Annotated in this window: 17 protein-coding genes; 9 read left to right on the plus strand and 8 right to left on the minus strand. The window is 62.8% G+C overall.

Translation table 11 applies throughout. The annotated features are described in order from the left end of the window. Window positions 1-63 precede the first annotated feature (63 nt). The 4 genes from HX786_RS03890 to HX786_RS03905 all read left to right on the plus strand — a co-directional run bounded on the left by HX786_RS03890 (window position 64) and on the right by HX786_RS03905 (window position 5,945). Window positions 64-1,116, plus strand: a complete 1,053-nt coding sequence (locus tag HX786_RS03890; RefSeq protein WP_177042246.1) for a 2,5-dihydroxypyridine 5,6-dioxygenase — start codon at window positions 64-66, stop codon at window positions 1,114-1,116. A 189-nt stretch (window positions 1,117-1,305) separates the two neighbouring features. Continuing rightward, entirely contained in the window at window positions 1,306-1,740 is a 435-nt protein-coding gene (locus tag HX786_RS03895) for a MarR family winged helix-turn-helix transcriptional regulator (protein WP_003215338.1), read from the plus strand. A 175-nt stretch (window positions 1,741-1,915) separates the two neighbouring features. Then, window positions 1,916-2,392 carry a (2Fe-2S)-binding protein gene (locus HX786_RS03900; RefSeq protein WP_087692683.1) on the plus strand — a complete coding sequence of 159 codons (477 nt, stop codon included), beginning with the start codon at window positions 1,916-1,918 and terminating at the stop codon, window positions 2,390-2,392. Between the two features lie 16 nt (window positions 2,393-2,408). Continuing rightward, on the plus strand, window positions 2,409-5,945 hold the full coding sequence (locus tag HX786_RS03905; RefSeq protein ID WP_178911754.1) for a molybdopterin cofactor-binding domain-containing protein: 3,537 nt from the start codon (window positions 2,409-2,411) through the stop codon (window positions 5,943-5,945). A gap of 121 nt (window positions 5,946-6,066) precedes the next feature. Here the strand turns inward: HX786_RS03905 and HX786_RS03910 are convergent, their stop codons facing one another. Beyond that, window positions 6,067-6,723: a TetR/AcrR family transcriptional regulator gene (locus tag HX786_RS03910; RefSeq protein ID WP_003215344.1), complete on the minus strand. Its 657-nt coding sequence runs from the start codon at window positions 6,721-6,723 to the stop codon at window positions 6,067-6,069. A gap of 153 nt (window positions 6,724-6,876) precedes the next feature. On the opposite strand from HX786_RS03910, the gene ggt reads away from it, so the two are divergent. Further along, a complete protein-coding gene (ggt, locus tag HX786_RS03915) occupies window positions 6,877-8,601 on the plus strand; it encodes a gamma-glutamyltransferase (RefSeq protein WP_178911755.1) in 1,725 nt (574 codons plus the stop codon). On the opposite strand, the gene HX786_RS03920 is transcribed toward ggt, so the two are convergent. The 4 genes from HX786_RS03920 to HX786_RS03935 all read right to left on the minus strand — a co-directional run bounded on the left by HX786_RS03920 (window position 8,598) and on the right by HX786_RS03935 (window position 13,164). After that, window positions 8,598-10,115: an FAD-dependent oxidoreductase gene (locus HX786_RS03920; protein WP_178911756.1), complete on the minus strand. Its 1,518-nt coding sequence runs from the start codon at window positions 10,113-10,115 to the stop codon at window positions 8,598-8,600. The two genes, ggt and HX786_RS03920, sit on opposite strands and share 4 nt — an antisense overlap. A 141-nt stretch (window positions 10,116-10,256) precedes the next feature. Then, window positions 10,257-10,778: an AAA family ATPase gene (locus tag HX786_RS03925; protein WP_177022621.1), complete on the minus strand. Its 522-nt coding sequence runs from the start codon at window positions 10,776-10,778 to the stop codon at window positions 10,257-10,259. Further along, the gene (pnuC, locus tag HX786_RS03930) at window positions 10,775-11,338 is read right to left on the minus strand and encodes a nicotinamide riboside transporter PnuC (RefSeq protein WP_003215352.1); all 564 of its coding nucleotides are present in this window, start codon (window positions 11,336-11,338) and stop codon (window positions 10,775-10,777) included. The genes HX786_RS03925 and pnuC overlap by 4 nt, the downstream gene beginning before the upstream one ends. Window positions 11,339-11,529: 191 nt before the next feature. Beyond that, window positions 11,530-13,164, minus strand: a complete 1,635-nt coding sequence (locus HX786_RS03935) for a methyl-accepting chemotaxis protein (RefSeq protein WP_134326697.1) — start codon at window positions 13,162-13,164, stop codon at window positions 11,530-11,532. A 229-nt stretch (window positions 13,165-13,393) separates the two neighbouring features. Between HX786_RS03935 and HX786_RS03940 the strand changes: the two genes are divergently transcribed. Together HX786_RS03940 and HX786_RS03945 are read left to right on the plus strand one after the other, a co-directional pair. Then, entirely contained in the window at window positions 13,394-14,224 is an 831-nt protein-coding gene (locus tag HX786_RS03940) for an undecaprenyl-diphosphate phosphatase (RefSeq protein ID WP_003215357.1), read from the plus strand. Beyond that, window positions 14,221-14,604, plus strand: a complete 384-nt coding sequence (locus tag HX786_RS03945; protein ID WP_003215359.1) for a DUF1294 domain-containing protein — start codon at window positions 14,221-14,223, stop codon at window positions 14,602-14,604. The genes HX786_RS03940 and HX786_RS03945 overlap by 4 nt, the downstream gene beginning before the upstream one ends. Here the strand turns inward: HX786_RS03945 and HX786_RS03950 are convergent. Together HX786_RS03950 and HX786_RS03955 are read right to left on the minus strand one after the other, a co-directional pair. Further along, window positions 14,587-14,949: an MmcQ/YjbR family DNA-binding protein gene (locus HX786_RS03950; RefSeq protein WP_102604999.1), complete on the minus strand. Its 363-nt coding sequence runs from the start codon at window positions 14,947-14,949 to the stop codon at window positions 14,587-14,589. The two genes, HX786_RS03945 and HX786_RS03950, sit on opposite strands and share 18 nt — an antisense overlap. Then, complete coding sequence (locus tag HX786_RS03955; protein WP_177123095.1) at window positions 14,946-15,854, minus strand: LysR substrate-binding domain-containing protein; 909 nt, start codon at window positions 15,852-15,854, stop codon at window positions 14,946-14,948. Before HX786_RS03955 ends, HX786_RS03950 begins: the two co-directional genes overlap by 4 nt. A 125-nt stretch (window positions 15,855-15,979) precedes the next feature. Between HX786_RS03955 and HX786_RS03960 the strand changes: the two genes are divergently transcribed. Together HX786_RS03960 and HX786_RS03965 are read left to right on the plus strand one after the other, a co-directional pair. Continuing rightward, on the plus strand, window positions 15,980-16,591 hold the full coding sequence (locus HX786_RS03960; protein WP_003215366.1) for an FMN-dependent NADH-azoreductase: 612 nt from the start codon (window positions 15,980-15,982) through the stop codon (window positions 16,589-16,591). A 227-nt stretch (window positions 16,592-16,818) separates the two neighbouring features. Then, window positions 16,819-17,856 carry a dienelactone hydrolase gene (locus tag HX786_RS03965; RefSeq protein WP_008436172.1) on the plus strand — a complete coding sequence of 346 codons (1,038 nt, stop codon included), beginning with the start codon at window positions 16,819-16,821 and terminating at the stop codon, window positions 17,854-17,856. Here HX786_RS03965 and HX786_RS03970 read toward each other — a convergent pair. Continuing rightward, entirely contained in the window at window positions 17,850-19,034 is a 1,185-nt protein-coding gene (locus HX786_RS03970; protein ID WP_178911757.1) for an MFS transporter, read from the minus strand. The genes HX786_RS03965 and HX786_RS03970 overlap by 7 nt on opposite strands. Window positions 19,035-19,040: the final 6 nt, after the last annotated feature.

Raw genomic sequence — 19,040 nt, forward strand, 5'->3', positions numbered from 1 at the left:
ATAAAAACGCACTAGAGTGAAGCGCCCTGCAAGATCTTGGTGCAGCAGCTGAGGAGACAGGAAATGCCGGTAAGTGATTGCGAACTGACCCAGATGTTTGAGCACGTGTTGAAGCTCTCGAAGGTCGACCCGACCCAGAGCGTCGCCGTGCTCAAGAGCCATTACTCCGACCCGCGCACCGTGCGCGCCGCGATGGACGCTGCGCAGCGCCTGGGGGCCAAGGTGTATGCGGTGGAGTTGCCGTCGTTCAACCATCCCCGGGCGATGGGCAATGACATGACCGCCTACTGTGGCGACACTGCCCTGACCGGCAATATCGCGGCGCAGCGGGCGCTGGAAGCGGCCGACCTGATCGTCGACACCATGATGCTGTTGCACTCGCCGGAGCAGGAACAGATCCTCAAGACCGGCACGCGCATCCTGCTGGCGGTTGAACCCCCGGAAGTGCTGGCGCGCATGCTGCCGACCGAAGAGGACAAAGTGCGCGTGCTGGCCGCTGAAGAACTGCTGAAAAAAGCCCGCTCGATCCACGTCAAATCCCGCGCCGGCAGTGATTTCCGGGCGGCGCTGGGGCAATACCCGTCCGTCACCGAATACGGCTTTGCCGACGAACCGGGACGCTGGGACCACTGGCCGAGCGGCTTCCTGTTCTCGTGGCCCAATGAGGAAACTGCAGAGGGCGTGCTGGTGCTGGATATCGGCGACATCCTGCTGCCGTTCAAGACCTACACCCGGGAGAAAATCACCCTGGAGATCGAGAAGGGCTTCATCACCAGAATCCACGGTGGTTTCGAGGCCGAATACCTGCGCGACTACATGAAATACTTCAACGACCCCGAGGTATATGGCATCTCCCACATCGGCTGGGGCCTGCAGCCACGGGCGCAATGGACGGCCATGGGCCTGCACGACAAGAACGACGGCATGTGCATGGACGCCCGCGCGTTCTACGGCAACTTCCTGTTCTCCACCGGCCCGAACACCGAAGTCGGCGGCACCCGCAAGACCCCGTGCCACATGGACATCCCGCTGCGCAATTGCGACGTCTACCTCGATGATGAGGCCGTAGTCATCGCCGGCGACGTCGTAGCCCCTCAAGCCTCCCTGGCCCACTAAACATCCAATGTGGGAGCGGGCTTGCTCGCGAATGCGGTACGTCAGTCACACATGCGCCACCTGACACACCGCATTCGCGAGCAAGCCCGCTCCCACATTTCAACCGCGTTCCGGCAATGAGATCCTTGAGTCATTTCCACAACCCCGCCATCATGCCACCCCATCGACCACCGCCTTCCCGAGCCCGCCGTGCCTGATTCCTACGTTTTCTCCGAACAAGTCGGCCACCTGCTGCGCAAGGCCTACCAGCGTCACCTGGCGATCTTCCAGCAGAACGTCGGCGACTCCCAGCTCACCGCCGTGCAGTTCGTCACCCTGTGCGCCCTGCGCGATCACGGTGCAAGTTCGCTCACCGAACTGGTCAAGGCCACCGCCGTCGACCAGGCGACCATCCGTGGCATCGTCGAACGCCTCAAGGCTCGCGAACTGATCACCCTCGAACCCGACCCGCAGGACAAACGCAAAGTCGTGGTCAACCTATCCGACTCCGGCGCCGCCCTGGTGCAGCAAACCGTGCCCTGCGCCGCCACCATCACCGAACTGACCCTGAGCAACCTCAACCCCGCCGAACGCGTCGCCGTACTCTTCCTGCTACGCAAAATGATCGAAGACCCCCAAACCTGACCCCGATCCCCTGTGGTGAGGAAGCTATTCATCCATCTTCTGGCACCGTTTTTGCTCTACGTTGATGTAGTAACCACTTCACCCGTCAAGTGTGTCGCGAGACCCCAGGTACGCGACGCTTTTTTTTGACTGTTTGATGTAGTGGACACTTCACCAAATCCAACGGGCGAAGCGAATGACCAGCCAGAACATCACGGTAACGCTTGAGGTCAACGGCCACACCAGCGAAGTCAGCGCAATGGCCGACACCCCGCTGTTGTTGATTCTGCGCAATGACCTGCAACTCAACGGCCCCAAATACGGCTGCGGCCTGGGGGAGTGCGGCGCCTGCACGGTGATCATCGACGGCGTGGCTGCACGCTCCTGCGTCTTCCCCCTGTCGGGTGCCGTGGGCCGCAACATCGTCACCCTCGAAGGCCTCGGCACCCGCCAGACCCCGCACCCGGTGCAGCAGGCCTTCATCGATGAACAGGCCGCCCAGTGCGGCTACTGCCTCAACGGCATGATCATGACCGCCAAGGCCTTGCTCGACCGCAATCCCAACCCCAGCGAAGCCGAGGTGCGCAGCGAACTGTCTGGCAACCTCTGCCGCTGTGGCACCCATATCGAAATCCTCCGCGCGGTGCTGCGTGCCGCCCGCCAAATGCCTTGAACGTGGATCGATGACCATGACTGATGCAATCCCTTCCCGTGACCAATGGCTGGCCAAGGCCGGCGTCCTGCTGATCGTCGACGATGTGCTGCCACCTTCGGGGCCGGTAGCCAAAGGCGGCACACCGACGGTCAAGCCCAAGGAACTGGGGCTGTTTATCGCAGTGAACGATGACGGGCTGGTGTACGCCTTCAACGGCCACGTGGACCTCGGCACCGGCATTCGCACCTCCCTGGCGCAGATCGTCGCTGAAGAACTGGACCTGACCATGGACCAGGTGCGCATGGTGCTGGGCGACACCGAGCGTGCGCCGAACCAGGGCGCGACCATTGCCAGCGCAACCTTGCAGATCTCCGCGATTCCGCTGCGCAATGCCGCCGCCGAAGCCCGGCGTTTCCTGCTGGCGCGGGCGGCGCAACGCTGGTCCGTAAATGCTCAAAGTCTCAAGGTCGACGCAGGCGTTATCCGCGGCGAAGACGGGCGCACCATCACTTATGGTGAACTGGTGACGGGCGAGCATGACCAACTGCGCATCAGCGGCGATGCACCGCTCAAGGCCACCGCCGATTACCGCCTGGTGGGCAAGGGCGCAGCCCGGGTGGATATCCCGGGCAAGGCCACCGGCGAACTGACGTACGTGCACGACATGCGCGTGCCGGACATGCTCCACGGTCGGGTGATCCGCCCACCGTATGCGGGCCTGGATTGCGGTGACTTTGTCGGCAACAGCCTGCTGAAGGTCGACGAGTCTTCCATCGCCCATATCCCGGGCATTGTTGCGGTGGTGGTGATCCGTGATTTTGTCGGCGTGGTGGCCTTGCGCGAAGAGCAGGCAATCAAGGCCGCCCAGGAACTGCAGGTGCACTGGAAACCCTGGAACCACCCACTGCCGGACATGAGCGATGTGGAGCAGGCAATCCGCGACAACCCGCGGGTACGCCGCACCGTGCTCGACCAGGGCAACGTCGACGCAGCCCTGGCCGCCGCCAGCCAGCGCATGCCGCGCACCTACCTGTGGCCATACCAGATGCACGGCTCCATCGGCCCGTCCTGTGGCGTGGCGGATTATCAGCCCGGTGGCAGCCGCGTCTGGTCGGGCAGCCAGAACCCGCACCTGCTGCGGGCCGACCTGGCCTGGTTGCTGGAATGCCCGGAAGCGTCCATCGACGTGATTCGCATGGAGGCCGCCGGCTGCTACGGCCGTAACTGCGCCGATGATGTATGCGCCGACGCCTTGCTGCTGTCGCGTGCGGTGGGCAAGCCGGTGCGGGTGCAACTGACCCGCGAACAGGAGCACCTGTGGGAGCCCAAGGGCACCGCGCAATTGATGGATGTCGACGGCGGCCTGAACGCCGACGGCAGCATCGCCGCCTATGACTTTGAAACCAGCTACCCGTCCAACGGCGCGCCCACCCTGGCGCTGCTGTTGACCGGCCGGGTCGAGCCGGTGGCGGCGATGTTCGAGATGGGCGACCGCACCTCGATCCCGCCCTACGACATCGCGAACATGCGCGTCACCATCAACGACATGGCGCCGATCGTTCGCGCCTCGTGGATGCGCGGTGTGTCGGCGTTGCCCAACACCTTCGCCCATGAATCCTATATCGACGAACTGGCGTTTGCCGCCGGGGTCGACCCGGTGGAGTACCGCCTGCGTTACTTGAAGGACGAGCGCGCCATCGACCTGGTGAAATCCACCGCCGAACGCGCCAACTGGGCACCGCGTACCGCGCCGATGCAAACCGCGAATGAGGACCACCTGCTGCGTGGTCGGGGCTTTGCCTACGCGCGCTACATCCACAGCAAGTTTCCCGGCTTCGGCGCGGCGTGGGCGGCGTGGGTCGCGGACGTGGCCATCGACAAGCAGACCGGCGATGTCTCGGTGACGCGGGTGGTGATCGGGCATGACTCGGGGATGATGATCAACCCCGCAGGGGTGCAGCATCAGATCCACGGCAATGTGATCCAGTCCACCAGCCGTGTGCTCAAGGAACGCGTGACCTTTGAAGAGTCGACCGTGGCGAGCAAGGAGTGGGGCGGTTATCCGATCCTGACCTTCCCGGAAGTGCCGCAGATCGACGTACTGATGATGCCGCGCCAGGACCAGCCCCCGATGGGCGCCGGTGAGTCGGCCTCGGTGCCCAGCGCGGCGGCGATTGCCAATGCGATCTATGACGCCACCGGCATCCGTTTTCGCGAGCTGCCGATTACTCCCGAGCGGGTATTGGCGGCGCTGAATGCAGGCACCCTGGGCGAGCCGGCGAAGTCCCCGGAAAAGCGCCGCAAATGGTTGTTCGGCTCATTGTTCGCCGCCTTTGGCGCGGTGCTGGGCATGGCTGCTACCGCGTGGCCGTTTCACAGCGAAATTGCCCCGATTGCACCGCCCAGTGCAGGCACCTGGTCCAAGGCCACCCTGGAGCGCGGGCGCTTGCTGGCTGCCGTGGGGGATTGCGCGGTGTGCCACACGGCACCGGGCGGTGCCACCAATGCCGGCGGGCTGGCGATGCATACGCCGTTCGGCACCCTTTACAGCAGCAACATCACCCCGGATGAGAAAACCGGGATTGGCAACTGGTCCTACCCGGCGTTCGAGCGGGCGATGCGCGACGGCATTGGCCGCGACGGGCGCAACCTGTACCCGGCGTTTCCCTATACGGCGTTTCGCAATATCAACGATGCCGACATGCAGGCACTGTATGCCTACCTGATGTCCCAGGCGCCGGTGAGCCAGGCACCGGTGCCGAATGCGATGAAGTTTCCGTTCAATATCCGGCCGTTGATGGCCGGCTGGAATGCGCTGTTCCTGCGCCGTGGGGAAATCAGCGTGCAGCCCCAGCGCAGCGAGCAATGGAATCGTGGCGCTTACCTGGTCAACGGTTTGGGGCACTGCGCGGCGTGCCATTCGCCGCGCAACCTGATGGGGGCGGAGAAGGGCGGCAAGGCGTTCCTCGCGGGCGGCAGTGTGGACGGTTGGGAAGCGCCGGCCTTGAATGGCTTGTCCAAGGCGCCGACGCCGTGGACCGAAGACCAATTGTTCAGCTACCTGAGCACTGGTTATTCCGATGCCCATGGCGTGGCAACGGGGCCGATGGGACCGGTCGTGACTGAACTGGCGAAACTGCCCAAGACCGACATCCGCGCGATGGCGGTATACCTGGCTTCGCTGAACGACAGCGGCGCCGCCGAAGCGCAGGTGGTGGCAGCTGCGACGGTGCCCAATGCCAATGGGCGACGGGTATTCGAAGGTTCATGCAAGGCCTGCCATGCCGACGGGCAGGGCCCGAAGCTGTTCGGCGTCAGCCCATCACTGGCGACCAATACCAATGTGCACAGCGATCAACCGGACAACCTGATCAAGGTGATTTTGCAGGGCATCAGCACCCCGGCTACCCGGGATCTGGGTTACATGCCGGCGTTCAAGGACAGCCTGTCGAACACCCAAGTGGCGGAGTTGGCCGCCTACCTGCGCGGGCGCTTCGCACCCCATGCACCGCAGTGGGAAGGCCTGGAGCAAACCGTGGCACACCTGCGAGCCAATCCCGGTACCCATTGATTCACACGGTCAAAAAATGTGGGAGCGGGCTTGCTCGCGAAAGCGGTTCGTCAGTCGCCAAATATATTGACTGATACACCGCATTCGCGAGCAAGCCCGCTCCCACATTTAGATCCAGGTTCTACCGTTGGATGGGCGGTGTCACGCATACCCCGCGCAACACCAGATCACTGATAAACCCCAGCCAATCCCGCTGCTGGGTCTTATCCGCCAAATCCTCCCCCAAAAACGAACTCAGCGTGTGCTGGTTGGAGTTATAGAAGTAGCACAACGAAGCAATCATCAAGTACACATGCTTGATGTCCACATCTTCACGAAACAGCCCCTGGGCCTGGCCCGCTTCAATGATCGGCCGCAACACCCCAACCGCCTCCCCGGACAACCGCCGCAGTTCACCCGACTGCTTCGCATGCTTGCCCTGGTGCAGGTTCTCGATGCTCAGGATCGCCACAAACTCGGGATGCTTGACGTAGTAATTCCAGATAAACCCCACCAGCGCCTGCAACGCTTGCACCGGTGCAGTCAGGTCGAGCTTGAGCTTGCTTTCGGCCTTGTTGAACTGTTCATAGGTGTGCTCCAGCACACACACAAACAGGTGCTCCTTGCTGCCGAAGTAGTAATACAGCATGCGGTCGTTGGAGTCGGCCTCGCGGGAAATGCTTTCCACACGCCCGCCGGAATAGCCGTCGCGGGTGAAGACCTTGACCGCCGCCTGGAGAATCCGCGCGCGGGTCTGGTCGGCTTGCTGGGCGCGGATACCGGTCTTCTTGATCACCATCGAAAAGCCTCTGCTGCGCGGCGTAAAGGCCCGGAATATAGCATGGGCATTATTCCGTTACCGACAGGCTCTGTCACAAACGCGGCATAACGCTGGGGCTTGGATCGGAAACGTATTACTTTCTAGTTCTTCTAATAAACAGAGTATGCAGGGATGAAATACCAACCGTTTACCCGAACTTTGATTGCCACCGCGCTGGTGCTGACTGTCAGCGGCGTGCAGGCGGCCTCCCAGGCCCCGGTGGCTGGCGAAAATGGCATGGTGGTCACCGCCCAGCATCTGGCGACCCATGTGGGCGTGGATGTGCTCAAGGCCGGCGGCAACGCCGTGGATGCGACGGTGGCGGTGGGCTACGCCCTGGCCGTGGTGTACCCGGCAGCCGGCAACCTCGGCGGCGGTGGGTTCATGACCGTGCAACTGGCCGACGGCCGCAAGACCTTCCTCGACTTCCGCGAAAAAGCCCCGCTGGCCGCGACCGCCGACATGTACCTGGACAAGGACGGCAACGTGGTCCCGGACCTCAGCTCCAAGGGCCACCTGGCGGTCGGCGTTCCCGGCACTGTGTCGGGCATGGAACTGGCGCTGAGCAAATACGGCACCCTCAAGCGCGCCCAGGTCATCGCCCCAGCGATCAAGCTGGCCGAAGACGGTTTTGCCCTGGAGCAGGGCGATGTCGACCTGCTGCACACCGCCACCGACGAATTCAAGAAAGACAAAGACCTGCGCGGCATCTTCCTGCACGGCGGCGAGCCGATGCTGGTGGGCCAGAAGCTGGTGCAGAAAGACCTGGCGAAAACCCTGCGGGAAATCTCCGCCAAGGGCACCGATGGCTTCTACAAAGGCTGGGTAGCCAAGGCGATTGTGGATTCCAGCCAATCGGGCAAAGGCATCATCACCCAGGCCGACCTGGACAAATACAAGACCCGCGAACTGGCGCCCATCGAGTGTGACTACCGTGGCTACCATGTGGTGTCCGCACCACCACCGAGCTCGGGCGGGGTGGTCATTTGCGAAATCATGAACATCCTCGAAGGCTACCCGATGGCCGACCTCGGCTATCACTCGGCCCAGGGCCTGCACTACCAGATCGAAGCCATGCGCCACGCGTACGTCGACCGCAACAGCTACCTCGGCGACCCGGACTTCGTGCAGAACCCGGTCGAGCACCTGCTGGACAAGGATTACGCCGCCAAACTGCGCGCTGCCATCGACCCGCAGAAGGCCGGGATCTCCCAGGACATCAAGCCGGGCGTTTCGCCCCACGAAGGCAATAACACCACCCACTACTCTATCGTCGACAAGTGGGGCAACGCGGTCTCGGTGACCTACACCCTCAACGACTGGTTCGGCGCGGGCGTGATGGCGAGCAAGACCGGGGTGATCCTCAACGACGAAATGGACGACTTCACCTCCAAGATCGGCGTGCCGAACATGTACGGCCTGGTGCAGGGCGAAGCCAACGCCATTGCTCCGGGCAAGACGCCGCTGTCGTCCATGAGCCCGACCATCGTCACCAAGGATGGCAAGGCGGTGATGGTGGTGGGTACGCCGGGTGGCAGCCGTATCATCACGGCCACGTTGCTGACCATCCTCAACGTGATCGACTACAAGATGAACATCCAGGAAGCCGTGGACGCCCCGCGTTTCCACCAGCAATGGCTGCCTGAGGCGACCAATATCGAACGCTTTGCCCTGAGCCCCGACACCCAGAAAATCCTCGAAGGCTGGGGCCACAAGTTTGCCGGCCCGCAGGACGCCAACCACCTGGCGGCGATCCTGGTAGGCGCGCCGTCCCTGGACGGCAAGCCGGTCGGCAATAACCGTTTCTATGGGGCCAACGACCCTCGGCGCAATACCGGGTTGTCGCTGGGCTACTAAAGCCCGCGGATCAGCTCCAGCACCTCGGCCTTCTTCAGCGGGTGCTTCAGGCGTTGCGAGAGCAGCGCCATGGCCCGCTGATGTTCACAGGCAACTACCGCTTCCACTTCGTCGCCCTGGCAGAGCAGGGCGATGAAGTCGTGGCGCTGCAGGTCGCCTTCCACGTGGAGCTGATTCCAGTGGCGGGGGTGGCCCAGCAGTTCAAAGGTCTTGCCGAAGTGATACGTCCAGAAGAACGGCACATCGGCAAACACCTGTTGTGCGCCCAGCATATTGCGCGCCGCCAGCACCCCGAGTTGCTGCGCCACACGCCAGTGTTCGATGCGCACGGGTTGGCCGTTCCATGGAAAGGTCACCATATCGCCCGCCGCCCATAGTCCGGGCGCGACAGACAAACCGGCATCGGCTTTCAGCGACTGGTCCTCGGCTTTTTCCAGCCCCTCGACAAACCCCGTGGCAGGCATGACGCCGACGCCTATCAGTACCAGGTCTGCGGCCAATCTGTGGCCGTTTTTCAGCACCACCGTCGTCACGTCCATGTGGCCTTCCAGGCGTGCAGGCTCGCTGGCGGTGTGGAATATCACGCCGTTGGCTTCATGCAATTGGCGCAGTGAGGCACCGATGCGCTTGCCCAGTTGGGCCGCCAGCGGAATCTCGTGACGGCCCACCACCTGCACCGTCAACCCGCGCTTGCGTAAGGCGGACGCGGCTTCCAGGCCGATAAAACTGTCGCCGATGATCACTGCGCACGAGCCCGGTTGAGCCGCCTTGACGATACGCGCCGCATCGTCCCGGGAGCGCAACACGAACACGTTGTTGAGTACGGTGCCCGGAATATCCAGCGGCCTGGCTTCGCCGCCGGTGGCCAGCAGTGCGGCGTCGTAGTCGAAATGGCGACCGTCCGCAAGCTCGAGGCGCTTGGCTTGAGGGTCGAGGTGGCGCACTTCGCCGTGGATCCGCGACGCGTGGCAGGTGGCCTCGTCCAGCAAGGGCGGTGTTTCCTGCGGCGGCATCTCGCCGCAGATGACGAATTTGCTCAGGGCGGTGCGGTCGTAGGCGGGGTCCTGTTCCTGGTCGATCCACAACAACCGGCCGCTGAAACCCTTGCGGCGCAGCGTGGCCACGGCCGCCGAACCGGCTGCACCGGCGCCAATCACGATAAAGCAGCGCGAATCGTTGGTGTGCGGGGCAACGGGCGAGGGCAGTGCCTCGTCGCCCACACTGACCACGCCGTCGTGAATCTCCACCGGGTACTGCTTGAGCTGCACCAGCGCGGGCGGCTCGCAGACCTGGCCGTCATCCACCCGGAAGGCCGCCTTGTGCCACGGGCAAATGATCCTCCCGTCACAGACCACGCCTTGCTCCAGGGGCGCCCCGGCGTGGGGGCAATCCGCCTGATAGGCACGAACCTCGCTACCCGAACGCACCAGCAGGATGTGATGGGCGGCGGTTTCAACACGAACGCCACGGTCTTCGGGCAAGTTGATCAAGCGGGCAACGATGCGCATGTTCATAGGCCAATCTCCTTTTAAGGATTGACCTGTGCCCCAGGTAGAGGACTGCGTTGACCCGATAACCGGTCTTCAGCCCTGCGCGCCAGAGCGTTGAAAGTGGGCCATGCCTAACGAGCGGTGCATGAAAACCGTCCCCGCCGGTCAATCCAGCAGTTGTTCCACAGCTGAAAAGGCCTGGTCCTGGCGTGCTTGCCAATCCCCACGGATGACCCGTAGCGGTAGATGATGTTGCTCCAGCCAGTCACGACTGGCCTGAAAAAACGCCAGGCGATCGGCAAACTCCGGCTGGCAGCGCTGGCCATCGGCGGTCCACTCCACGTCTTCCGGCGACAGCAGCAGGTGCAGGTCGTAGTGGCGGGCGAGCAGTTCGCTGTCGAGCCACGCCGGGTAGTCGCCAAACAGGGTCTGGCTCCACAGCTTGTTGGTCAGCAGGTTGGTGTCGAGGATCAGCAACGCCGGCTGCGCGGCGCGGGCGGCATCTTCCCAGGCCAACTGGCCCCGGGCGATCTCCGGGATATCCGCCAAGGTGGTATCGCGCTGGTGGTGGTCGATGAAATGACGTACGTATTCGCCCACCATTACCCCGCCAAAATGTGCCTGCAACTGGGCGGCCAGCCAGCTTTTACCGCTGGATTCCGGGCCGGCCAGTACCACCACCTTCATGCGTGCAGCGCCGGGTCGGCGCGCCATTCACGCCAGCCCTGCACGGCGATCACGGTGAACAAGGCGTAGAGCGCGGCGGTGAGGTACAGGCCTTTGTAGAGGAACAGCCCGACGAAGATCACATCCACGGTGATCCACAACGGCCAGCACTGCACGCGTTTTTGCGCCATCCACATCTGCGCCACCAGGCTGAAGCCGGTCAGGGCCGCGTCCAGCCAGGGTTGGGCGGCGTCGGTCCAGTGGGCCATGGCTGCGCCCAGCAACAGGCTGCCCACAGCACCCACAGCCAGGCCTTGCAGGATCGGTTGCAGGCCCAGGCTGGTGACTTGCCGGCCTTGCTTGACCTCACCGGCGCGGGTCCACTGCCACCAGCCGTAGAGTTGCAGGGCGGCGTAGATCACTTGCAGGAGCATGTCGGAGTAGAGCTTCACATCGAAGAAGATCCAGGTGTACAGCAGCACCATCACCAGGCCTATGGGCCAGCACCACGGGTTCTGTTTAACCGTCAACCAGACAGCGATCACCCCCAGGGCGGCGGCAAACAGTTCAAGCCCGGACATGGCGGTTCCTTGGGGGAGTCGAAGAGGGCGCTGATTGTAACCAATGTGGGAGCGGCGGTGCGACGATAGATCGTTCCCACGCTCTGCGTGGGAATGCAGTTCCGGACGCTCCGCGTCCCGGCTCTGCGCAACGGTGACGCAGAGCGTCACAGGATGCGTTCCCACGCAGAGCGTGGGAACGATCATCGGCGTCAGACCTTGAACTGGCGCAGAAGGCTGTCGAGTTGTTCGCTCAGGCCTTTCAAGTGCGCACTCGCGACGCTGGACTGCTGCGCCGCCAGCGCGGTGCTGTGGGACAAGCCGGCTGCCTGGGTGACGTTCTGGTTGATGTCTTCCACCACATGCGCCTGCTGCAACGTGGCACTGGCAATCGAGGCGTTCAGCCCGTTGAGATTACGCAGCGCCTGGCCGATGGCAGTCAGGCTCGCTCCCGCCTGGCCTGCTTGTTCGATGGTCAGTTGCGAGGCCTGGTGGCTGTCGCTGATGACCTTGACCGCTGCCTCCGAATGGCCTTGCAGGCGCTCGATCATCGCCTGGATCTCTGCCGTGGATTTTTGCGTGCGCTGGGCCAGCAGCCGTACTTCGTCGGCCACCACCGCAAAACCACGGCCTTGCTCCCCGGCGCGGGCCGCTTCGATGGCGGCGTTGAGGGCCAGCAAGTTGGTCTGGTCGGCAATCGAGCGGATCACTTCCAGCACGCCGCCAATCTGCGTGCTTTCAGTCGACAGCGTCCGGATCACCTCCACGGCCTGGCTGATGGTGCCGGAGAGCTGGTCGATCCGTTGCAGGCTGCCATCGATATTGAGCTGGCCCTGTTCGGCCTGCACCTGGGCATCGCGCATTTCGCTGGCGGCATGCTCGGCATTTTTGGCCACGTCCTGTACGCCATAGGTGACTTCATTGATCGCCGTCGCCACCAGTTCCATCTGCTGCGATTGCTGCTGGCTGCGGTCATGGGCATCGCTGGCGTTGCTGCCCAGCTCGGTGGACGACTGGCCCAAGGCGTTGGCGCAGGTCTGCAACTGGCCCACTACCTGCCGCAGCTTGGCGGTAAAGCTGTTGAAGTGCCGCGACAATTGAGTGACTTCATCCTGGCCATGGGTGTCGAGGGTGCGGGTCAGGTCGCTTTCGCCACTGGCGATATTGGCCATCGCATTCACTGCCTGCTGCAACGGGCGCACGATGCTGCGGGCGATCAGCACCACCAGCAGGGCCATGATCAGCGCGATCACCAGGCCAACCACCGAGGCTTTCCACACCTGGCCGCGGAACTCGCCTTGCACGTCATCGACATACACGCCGGAACCGATGATCCAGCCCCAGGGTTCGAACAGCTGGATATAGGAGGTCTTGGCCACCGGCGCATCGGCGCCGGGCTTGGGCCAGCGGTAATTTACCATCCCCGCGCCCTTGGCCTTGGCCAGGATCACGAACTCGTTGAACACCGCAAAGCCGTCCGGATCGCGGATGGCCGACAGGTTCTGGCCGTCGAGCTTGGGGTTGGCCGCGTGCATGATCATCACGGGCGTGAGATCGTTGATCCAGAAGTAGTCGTCCTTTCCGTAGCGCAAGCCACGTACCGCGCTCAAGGCTTGCTTCTGCGCCGCTTCACGGGTCAGGACGCCACTGGTTTCGAGGCTGTGATAATAAGTCAGGATCCCGCTGGCGGTTTGCACCACGCGCTGGGTCTGCTCACTCTTGGCCTGGTACAGGTCGCCATGAATCTGCTTGAGCATAAGCAGGCCGAGGGTTAGCAGCATCAGCACGGCGACGATCAGGATCAGCCAGAGGCGCCGGCTGATAGACATATTGCGCAAACTGTTCATGGTCCTGTCACTCCGTGTTCTTATAATTTTGGGTGCTGCATCGACATTTCCGGCTTGTCTGATAGGCTTTCGGCCCAGAATCAAAAAACCTGAGTCCTGCCTGATTTTTCACGGAATTTTCGCAGTTCGGCCTTGATTATTTGCGCTGTGCTTGCAGCGCACTCTTCGTTAGTGAACGTCTAAAAAATATCAACGAGGCATGCCGTGGGCATGACCTTTGGGGGAATCGATGGATCTTTGGACCGCCGTACAGGCACTGATACTCGGCGTTGTAGAGGGGCTGACGGAGTTTTTGCCGATCTCCAGTACCGGGCACCAGATTATCGTGGCCGACTTGATCAACTTCGGTGGCGAACGCTTTGAAGCGTTCAATATCATCATTCAGCTGGGCGCGATCCTGGCGGTGGTGTGGGAGTTTCGACGCAAGATTCTCGACGTGGTCATTGGCTTGCCGACCCAGCGCAATGCCCAGCGTTTCACCGTCAACCTGATCATTGCCGTATTGCCGGCGGTGGTGCTGGGGGTGATTTTCGCCGACCTGATCAAACACTACCTGTTCAACCCGATCACCGTTGCGGCGGCGTTGGTGGTGGGCGGCGTCATCATGTTGTGGGCCGAGCGCCGCCAGCATGAAGTGCACGCCGAAACCGTCGACGACATCACCTGGAAGGACGCGATCAAAGTCGGCTTTGCCCAGTGCCTGGCGATGATCCCGGGCACCTCGCGCTCGGGCGCTACCATCATTGGCGGCCTGTTGTTCGGCCTTTCACGCAAGACCGCCACCGAGTTCTCGTTTTTCCTGGCGATGCCGACCATGGTCGGCGCAGCGGTGTATTCGGGCTACAAGTACCGTCACCTGTTCCAGCCGGATGACCTGCCGGTGTTTGCCATCGGCTTTGTCACCTCGTTCATCTTCGCGATGATCGCGGTCAAGGCGCTGCTCAAGTTCATCGCCAGCCACAGCTACGCGGCGTTCGCCTGGTACCGGATCGCCTTCGGCCTGGTGATCCTGGCCACCTGGCAGTTCGGCTGGATCGACTGGTCGGCCGTCAAGCCATGATCATCCAGCATCCGCGCTTCAAGGCGTTGGTGTTTGCACTGTTGTGCGCCGCGCCGCTGTTTGGTGCGGCGCTGCTGGGGTACCGCGGGGTTTCGCTGATCCCGCTGGTGGCCTATGGCGTGGTCAGCGTGGTGGCGTTCCTGCTGTACTGGAGCGACAAGCGCAAGGCGCGCGAAGACAGCTGGCGCACCCCGGAAAACGTCCTGCACGCGGTGGAGCTGGCAGGCGGTTGGCCGGGGGCGTTGATTGCCCAGCAGGTGTTCCGCCACAAGACGCGCAAGGTGTCTTATCAGGTGGTGTTCTGGCTGATCGTGTTGCTGCACCAGGTGTTCTGGATTGATCAGCTGTTCCTGGGTGGCACGCTACTCTCGATCTTCTAGCAACAAGCCGACCTGCGTGCGCTTGGGCAGCTTGCTCACCACCAACTGGTGGGAACGCTGCAACAGGCCACGCAGTTCCTCGGCGCCCAGCGGGTAGGGCGTTTCCATGATGATCCACTGCGCCCGCGCCAGGTACGGCGCCGGGTGGAGGCCGGGGCGATCCACATGGCCCAGGAACAGCTCCTTGTCGACCTTGAAGGCCAGCGAGTCGCCCCGTAGGTTCTGCAAGGCAAACATCTTGTTGCCGGCAATCGAAAACACCCGCACGCCGCCCCATTTGTAATCTTCCCGCGCGCCGGGCAAACCCAGGCAAAACGTGGCGACTTGTTCTTCGGTCATTCTCATAGCAAACGGTCTCCGCAACCTTTGAAGGCGTTATCCAGGTGGTCGATCCAGGCCCGCACGGCCGGCAACACGCCGCGCCGATGTGGGTACACCGCCTGCAACCAGCCACCCGGCAATGACCATTCGGGCAAGAGCTGCACCAATTGGCCGTTGGCCAATTCCTCCTCGCAATACATCATCGGCAGCACGGTAAACCCCAGGCCGGCGAGGGCGCAGGCCTTGCGTACCAGGAAATCATCGATCCCCAGCCGCGCTTCCATCACCAGGTCGTGGCTGCTGCCCTCCGGGCTGAGCATGCGGAAGTGCACCATGCGGTCTGCTTCCAGGGCGCCCAGCACCGGCAGTTGCTTGAGGTCTTCCAGGGTGTCGATCTGCCGCTCACGCACAAAGTCGGGGCTGGCGACAATCGCGGTCTGGGCCTGGCGCAGGCGCTTGGTCACCAGCAGCGGGTCTTCATCCCCAAGCTCGCGCACGCGCAAGGCCACATCAATGCCTTCGGCCACCAGGTCGACGCGGCGGTTGACCAGGTTCATCTCCAACTGCACCAGCGGGTTGGCGGTGAGAAACTCTGCCACCACGGTCTGCAGGAATTGGTGAGCCAGGCCCACGGGGCTGCTGACCCGCAGCCGACCGCGGGGTTCGCTGGACATGCTGGCCACTGCCTCGTCGGCCATTTCCGCCTCCAGCAGCATTGCCTGGCAGTGGCGCAGGTAGCGTTCACCCACGGCGGTGAGGGTCAGTTGGCGGGTGGTACGTTGCAGCAAGCGGGCGCCGAGGCGTTCTTCCAGCTCGGCAATGCGCCGCGACAGCCGCGACTTGGGAATCCCCAGCAGTCGCCCGGCAGCGGCGAAACCGCCGGCTTCCACCACCTTGGCGAAGTAGTAGAGGTCATTCAGATCTTGCATGGTCGGCCTATTGTCCTGTCAGTGGGACGAATAATCGCATATTGCCTGACTAATCGCTGATTGGTTTCATCTGTAGGCTTATTTCCATTCCGTCGCCCTTGGCGATGCTTACTTGGAGATTAACCATGAAACTGTTGCATATCGATTCCAGCATCCTCGGCGACAACTCGGTTTCCCGTCAGTTGAGCGCAGGTGTCGTCAAGACCTGGCAGGCGGCCGAGCCAGGCGTTGAAGTGACCTACCGTGACCTGGCCAGCGAAGGCATCAACCACTTTTCCGGCGTGACCCTGGGTGCACTGGGCACCGCTGCCGAACTGCGTGATGCCGTACAGAAACATGAAGCCGAGCTGAGCGCCAACACCCTCGCCGAATTCCTCGCGGCCGACGCCATCGTCCTGGCTGCGCCGATGTACAACTTTACCATCCCGACCCAACTCAAGGCCTGGATCGACCGTATCGCCGTCGCCGGCCAGACATTCCGCTACACCGAAAACGGTCCTGAAGGCCTGGCCGGAGGCAAGAAAGTCATCATCGTGTCGACCTCCGGCGGCCTGCACGTTGGCCAGCCGACCGGTGTGGCTCACGAAGACTACCTGAAAGTACTGCTGGGCTTCCTCGGCATCACCGACATCGAAATCGTCCGCGCCCACGGCCTGGGCTATGGCGATGAAGTGCGCAGCAAGGCGATCAGCGACGCCAACGCAGTGATCAACGAACAATTGTTTGCCGCAGCGTAAGACTTGTGTAAATTTTGCTGTTCCTCGATATCAATCTGATTCGAGGCGCCTAAACTCTGTATTCTGCTCGCCTGAAAAGCGATCGGAGTACGGAGTTTTTTCGTTTACCCGCTGTCACTACTTTGGCCCAGGTTATGCACGCATGGGTAAACCCTGCCAGTCCGAGCGCCTGAACCATGGATACTTCAACAGCTACGCGGGCTTACGCAACAAAGGTGGACATCCCCATGATGCGTCTTTGTGCAGTCTTGGTTCTCTCCCTGCTCGGCGGCCTGATTTCAGTGCAAGCCGCGCCCGCGCCGCACCCCCATTGGAGTGTGGGCTTCCACCGCATGACTTTTCTCGACCCGCTGGATCTGCAGCCGATGAAAGCCGTCGCGTTCTACCCGTCCACCGGCCTGGAACACACCACCCAGGTGGGCGCTTATCACATCGCCGCCACTGAAGACTCGAAAATCGCCATCGGCCGCTTTCCAATGCTGATGCTGTCCCACGGCAATACCGGCACGCCCCTGGCCCTGCACGACCTCGCCACCTCCCTGGCGCGCAAGGGGTTTGTGGTGGTGGCGGTGCTGCACCCTGGCGACAACTACAAGGATCACAGCCGGCTGGGCACCTTGAGCAACCTGTACGGGCGCCCGATCCAGATTTCCGAAGCGATCACCGCCACCCTCGGCGACCCGATGCTGTCGCCATTCGTCAACGTCGACCAGGTAGGCGTCATCGGTTATTCGGCCGGTGGCGAAACCGCGCTGATCCTCGCTGGCGCCAAGCCGGACCTCGACCGCCTGCGCCGCTACTGCCAGCAACGCCCGGAAGATCGCGACGCCTGCACCACCAAGGGCGAGTTGATCGTCGACCGCGACGACCTGCAACCGCAGGCCGACCCGCGTATCCATGCCTTGATGTTGATGGCGCCGTTGAGCCTGATGTTTGGCCGCCACACCCTGGCGGACGTGCATGTACCGGTGCTGCTCTACAGCGGCGACGGCGACAAGCTGGTGGCCGTGGACAAGAACGCCGAGGCCCTGGCGCGCAAACTGCCGGAGCCGCCGGACTTCAAGCTGCTGGCCGGGGCAGGGCACTTTGTGTTCATGGCGCCTTGCGACGAGAGCCAACTGGCCGCGATGCCCGCCATGTGCACCGATGCCGACGGAGTTGACCGTGAAAGCATCCACCGCGACCTGATTTCCGAGGCCGGGCGGTTCTTTAATCACACCCTCGGGCAATCCACCCGGGCGGGCTTGCAGACGGCTGATCAGTAAGCGCGGCGCTTGAGCAGCAACGTCAGGCCCAGGCCGGTGACCGAGAGCAGGGCGGCGCAGAAGAAGATCCACGAGTAGCCCAGGTTCAGCGCCACCGCACCCATCACCGGCCCGGCAATGGCCAGCGCCAGGTCAAAAAACACCGCATATGCACTCAACCCGGCGCCCCGGCTGCTGTTGGGCACCTGCTTGATCGCCTCCACGCCCAGCGCCGGGTACACCAGCGACAGACCAAAGCCGGTCAGCCCGGCGCCGATCAAGGCCACGCCGGTGGACGGTGCCAGCCACAGCAGCGTCAGGCCCAGGGTTTCGATGGTCATGCAGGCAATCGCCGCGGTGAAGCCGCCGAAGCGGTTGATGGCAGAGATAAACACCAGCCGTGACAGGATGAAACACACGCCAAATACCGTCAGGCACCAGGCTGCGCCCGTCCAGCCACGGCTCAAGTAGTAGAGGGTGATAAACGTGGTGAGTGTGCCGTAGCCAATCGATGCCAGACACAGGCTGGCGCCGAACGGCGCGATACGCCCGAATACCGCCCAGAAGGGCAGCCGCTCGCCGCGCACCACGGGCACCGAAGGTTTGTTGCGAATCAGCAGCAGGCCCAGGGCGGAAAGTGCCGTGAGGGCGATTCCGAGGCTGGTGTAGCCGTAGTCGGCAACCATCACCACCCCAAGCGGTGCACCAATGGCAATCGCGCCGTAGGAGGCGATGCCGTTCCACGAGATCGATCGTGCCGTATGTTCGGCACCGACCGCGCCCATGCACCAACTGATGGTGCCGACGCCGATCAGGCCCTGCGCGACGCCGAGTAACAGCCGGCCGACAATCAATATGCCGAGGCTCAGCAACGGCAGGCTTTGCACCAGCGTGGCGATGAACGTCAGCACCCCGCTCAGCAGAATCCCGCTCAGGCCCAGCACGATAGCGCGCTTGGTGCCCACGTTGTCCGACATGCGCCCCGCCATGGGGCGGCTGAGCAGCGTGGCCAGGTATTGCGAGCCGATGGTTATCCCGGCGACCACCGCGCTGAAGCCCAGCTCACCGTGGACATAGCCGGGGATGACGGCAATCGGCAGGCCGATACAGATAAACGCGATAAAGGTGTAGAAAACGATGGAGACGATCTGCAGGGTGATCGACAAGGAACTGGGGGTGGCGGGCTGTGTGGCAGACATGGGGAC

The sequence above is a fragment of the Pseudomonas sp. 21615526 genome (genome assembly GCF_013386245.1).
Lineage (GTDB): Bacteria > Pseudomonadota > Gammaproteobacteria > Pseudomonadales > Pseudomonadaceae > Aquipseudomonas.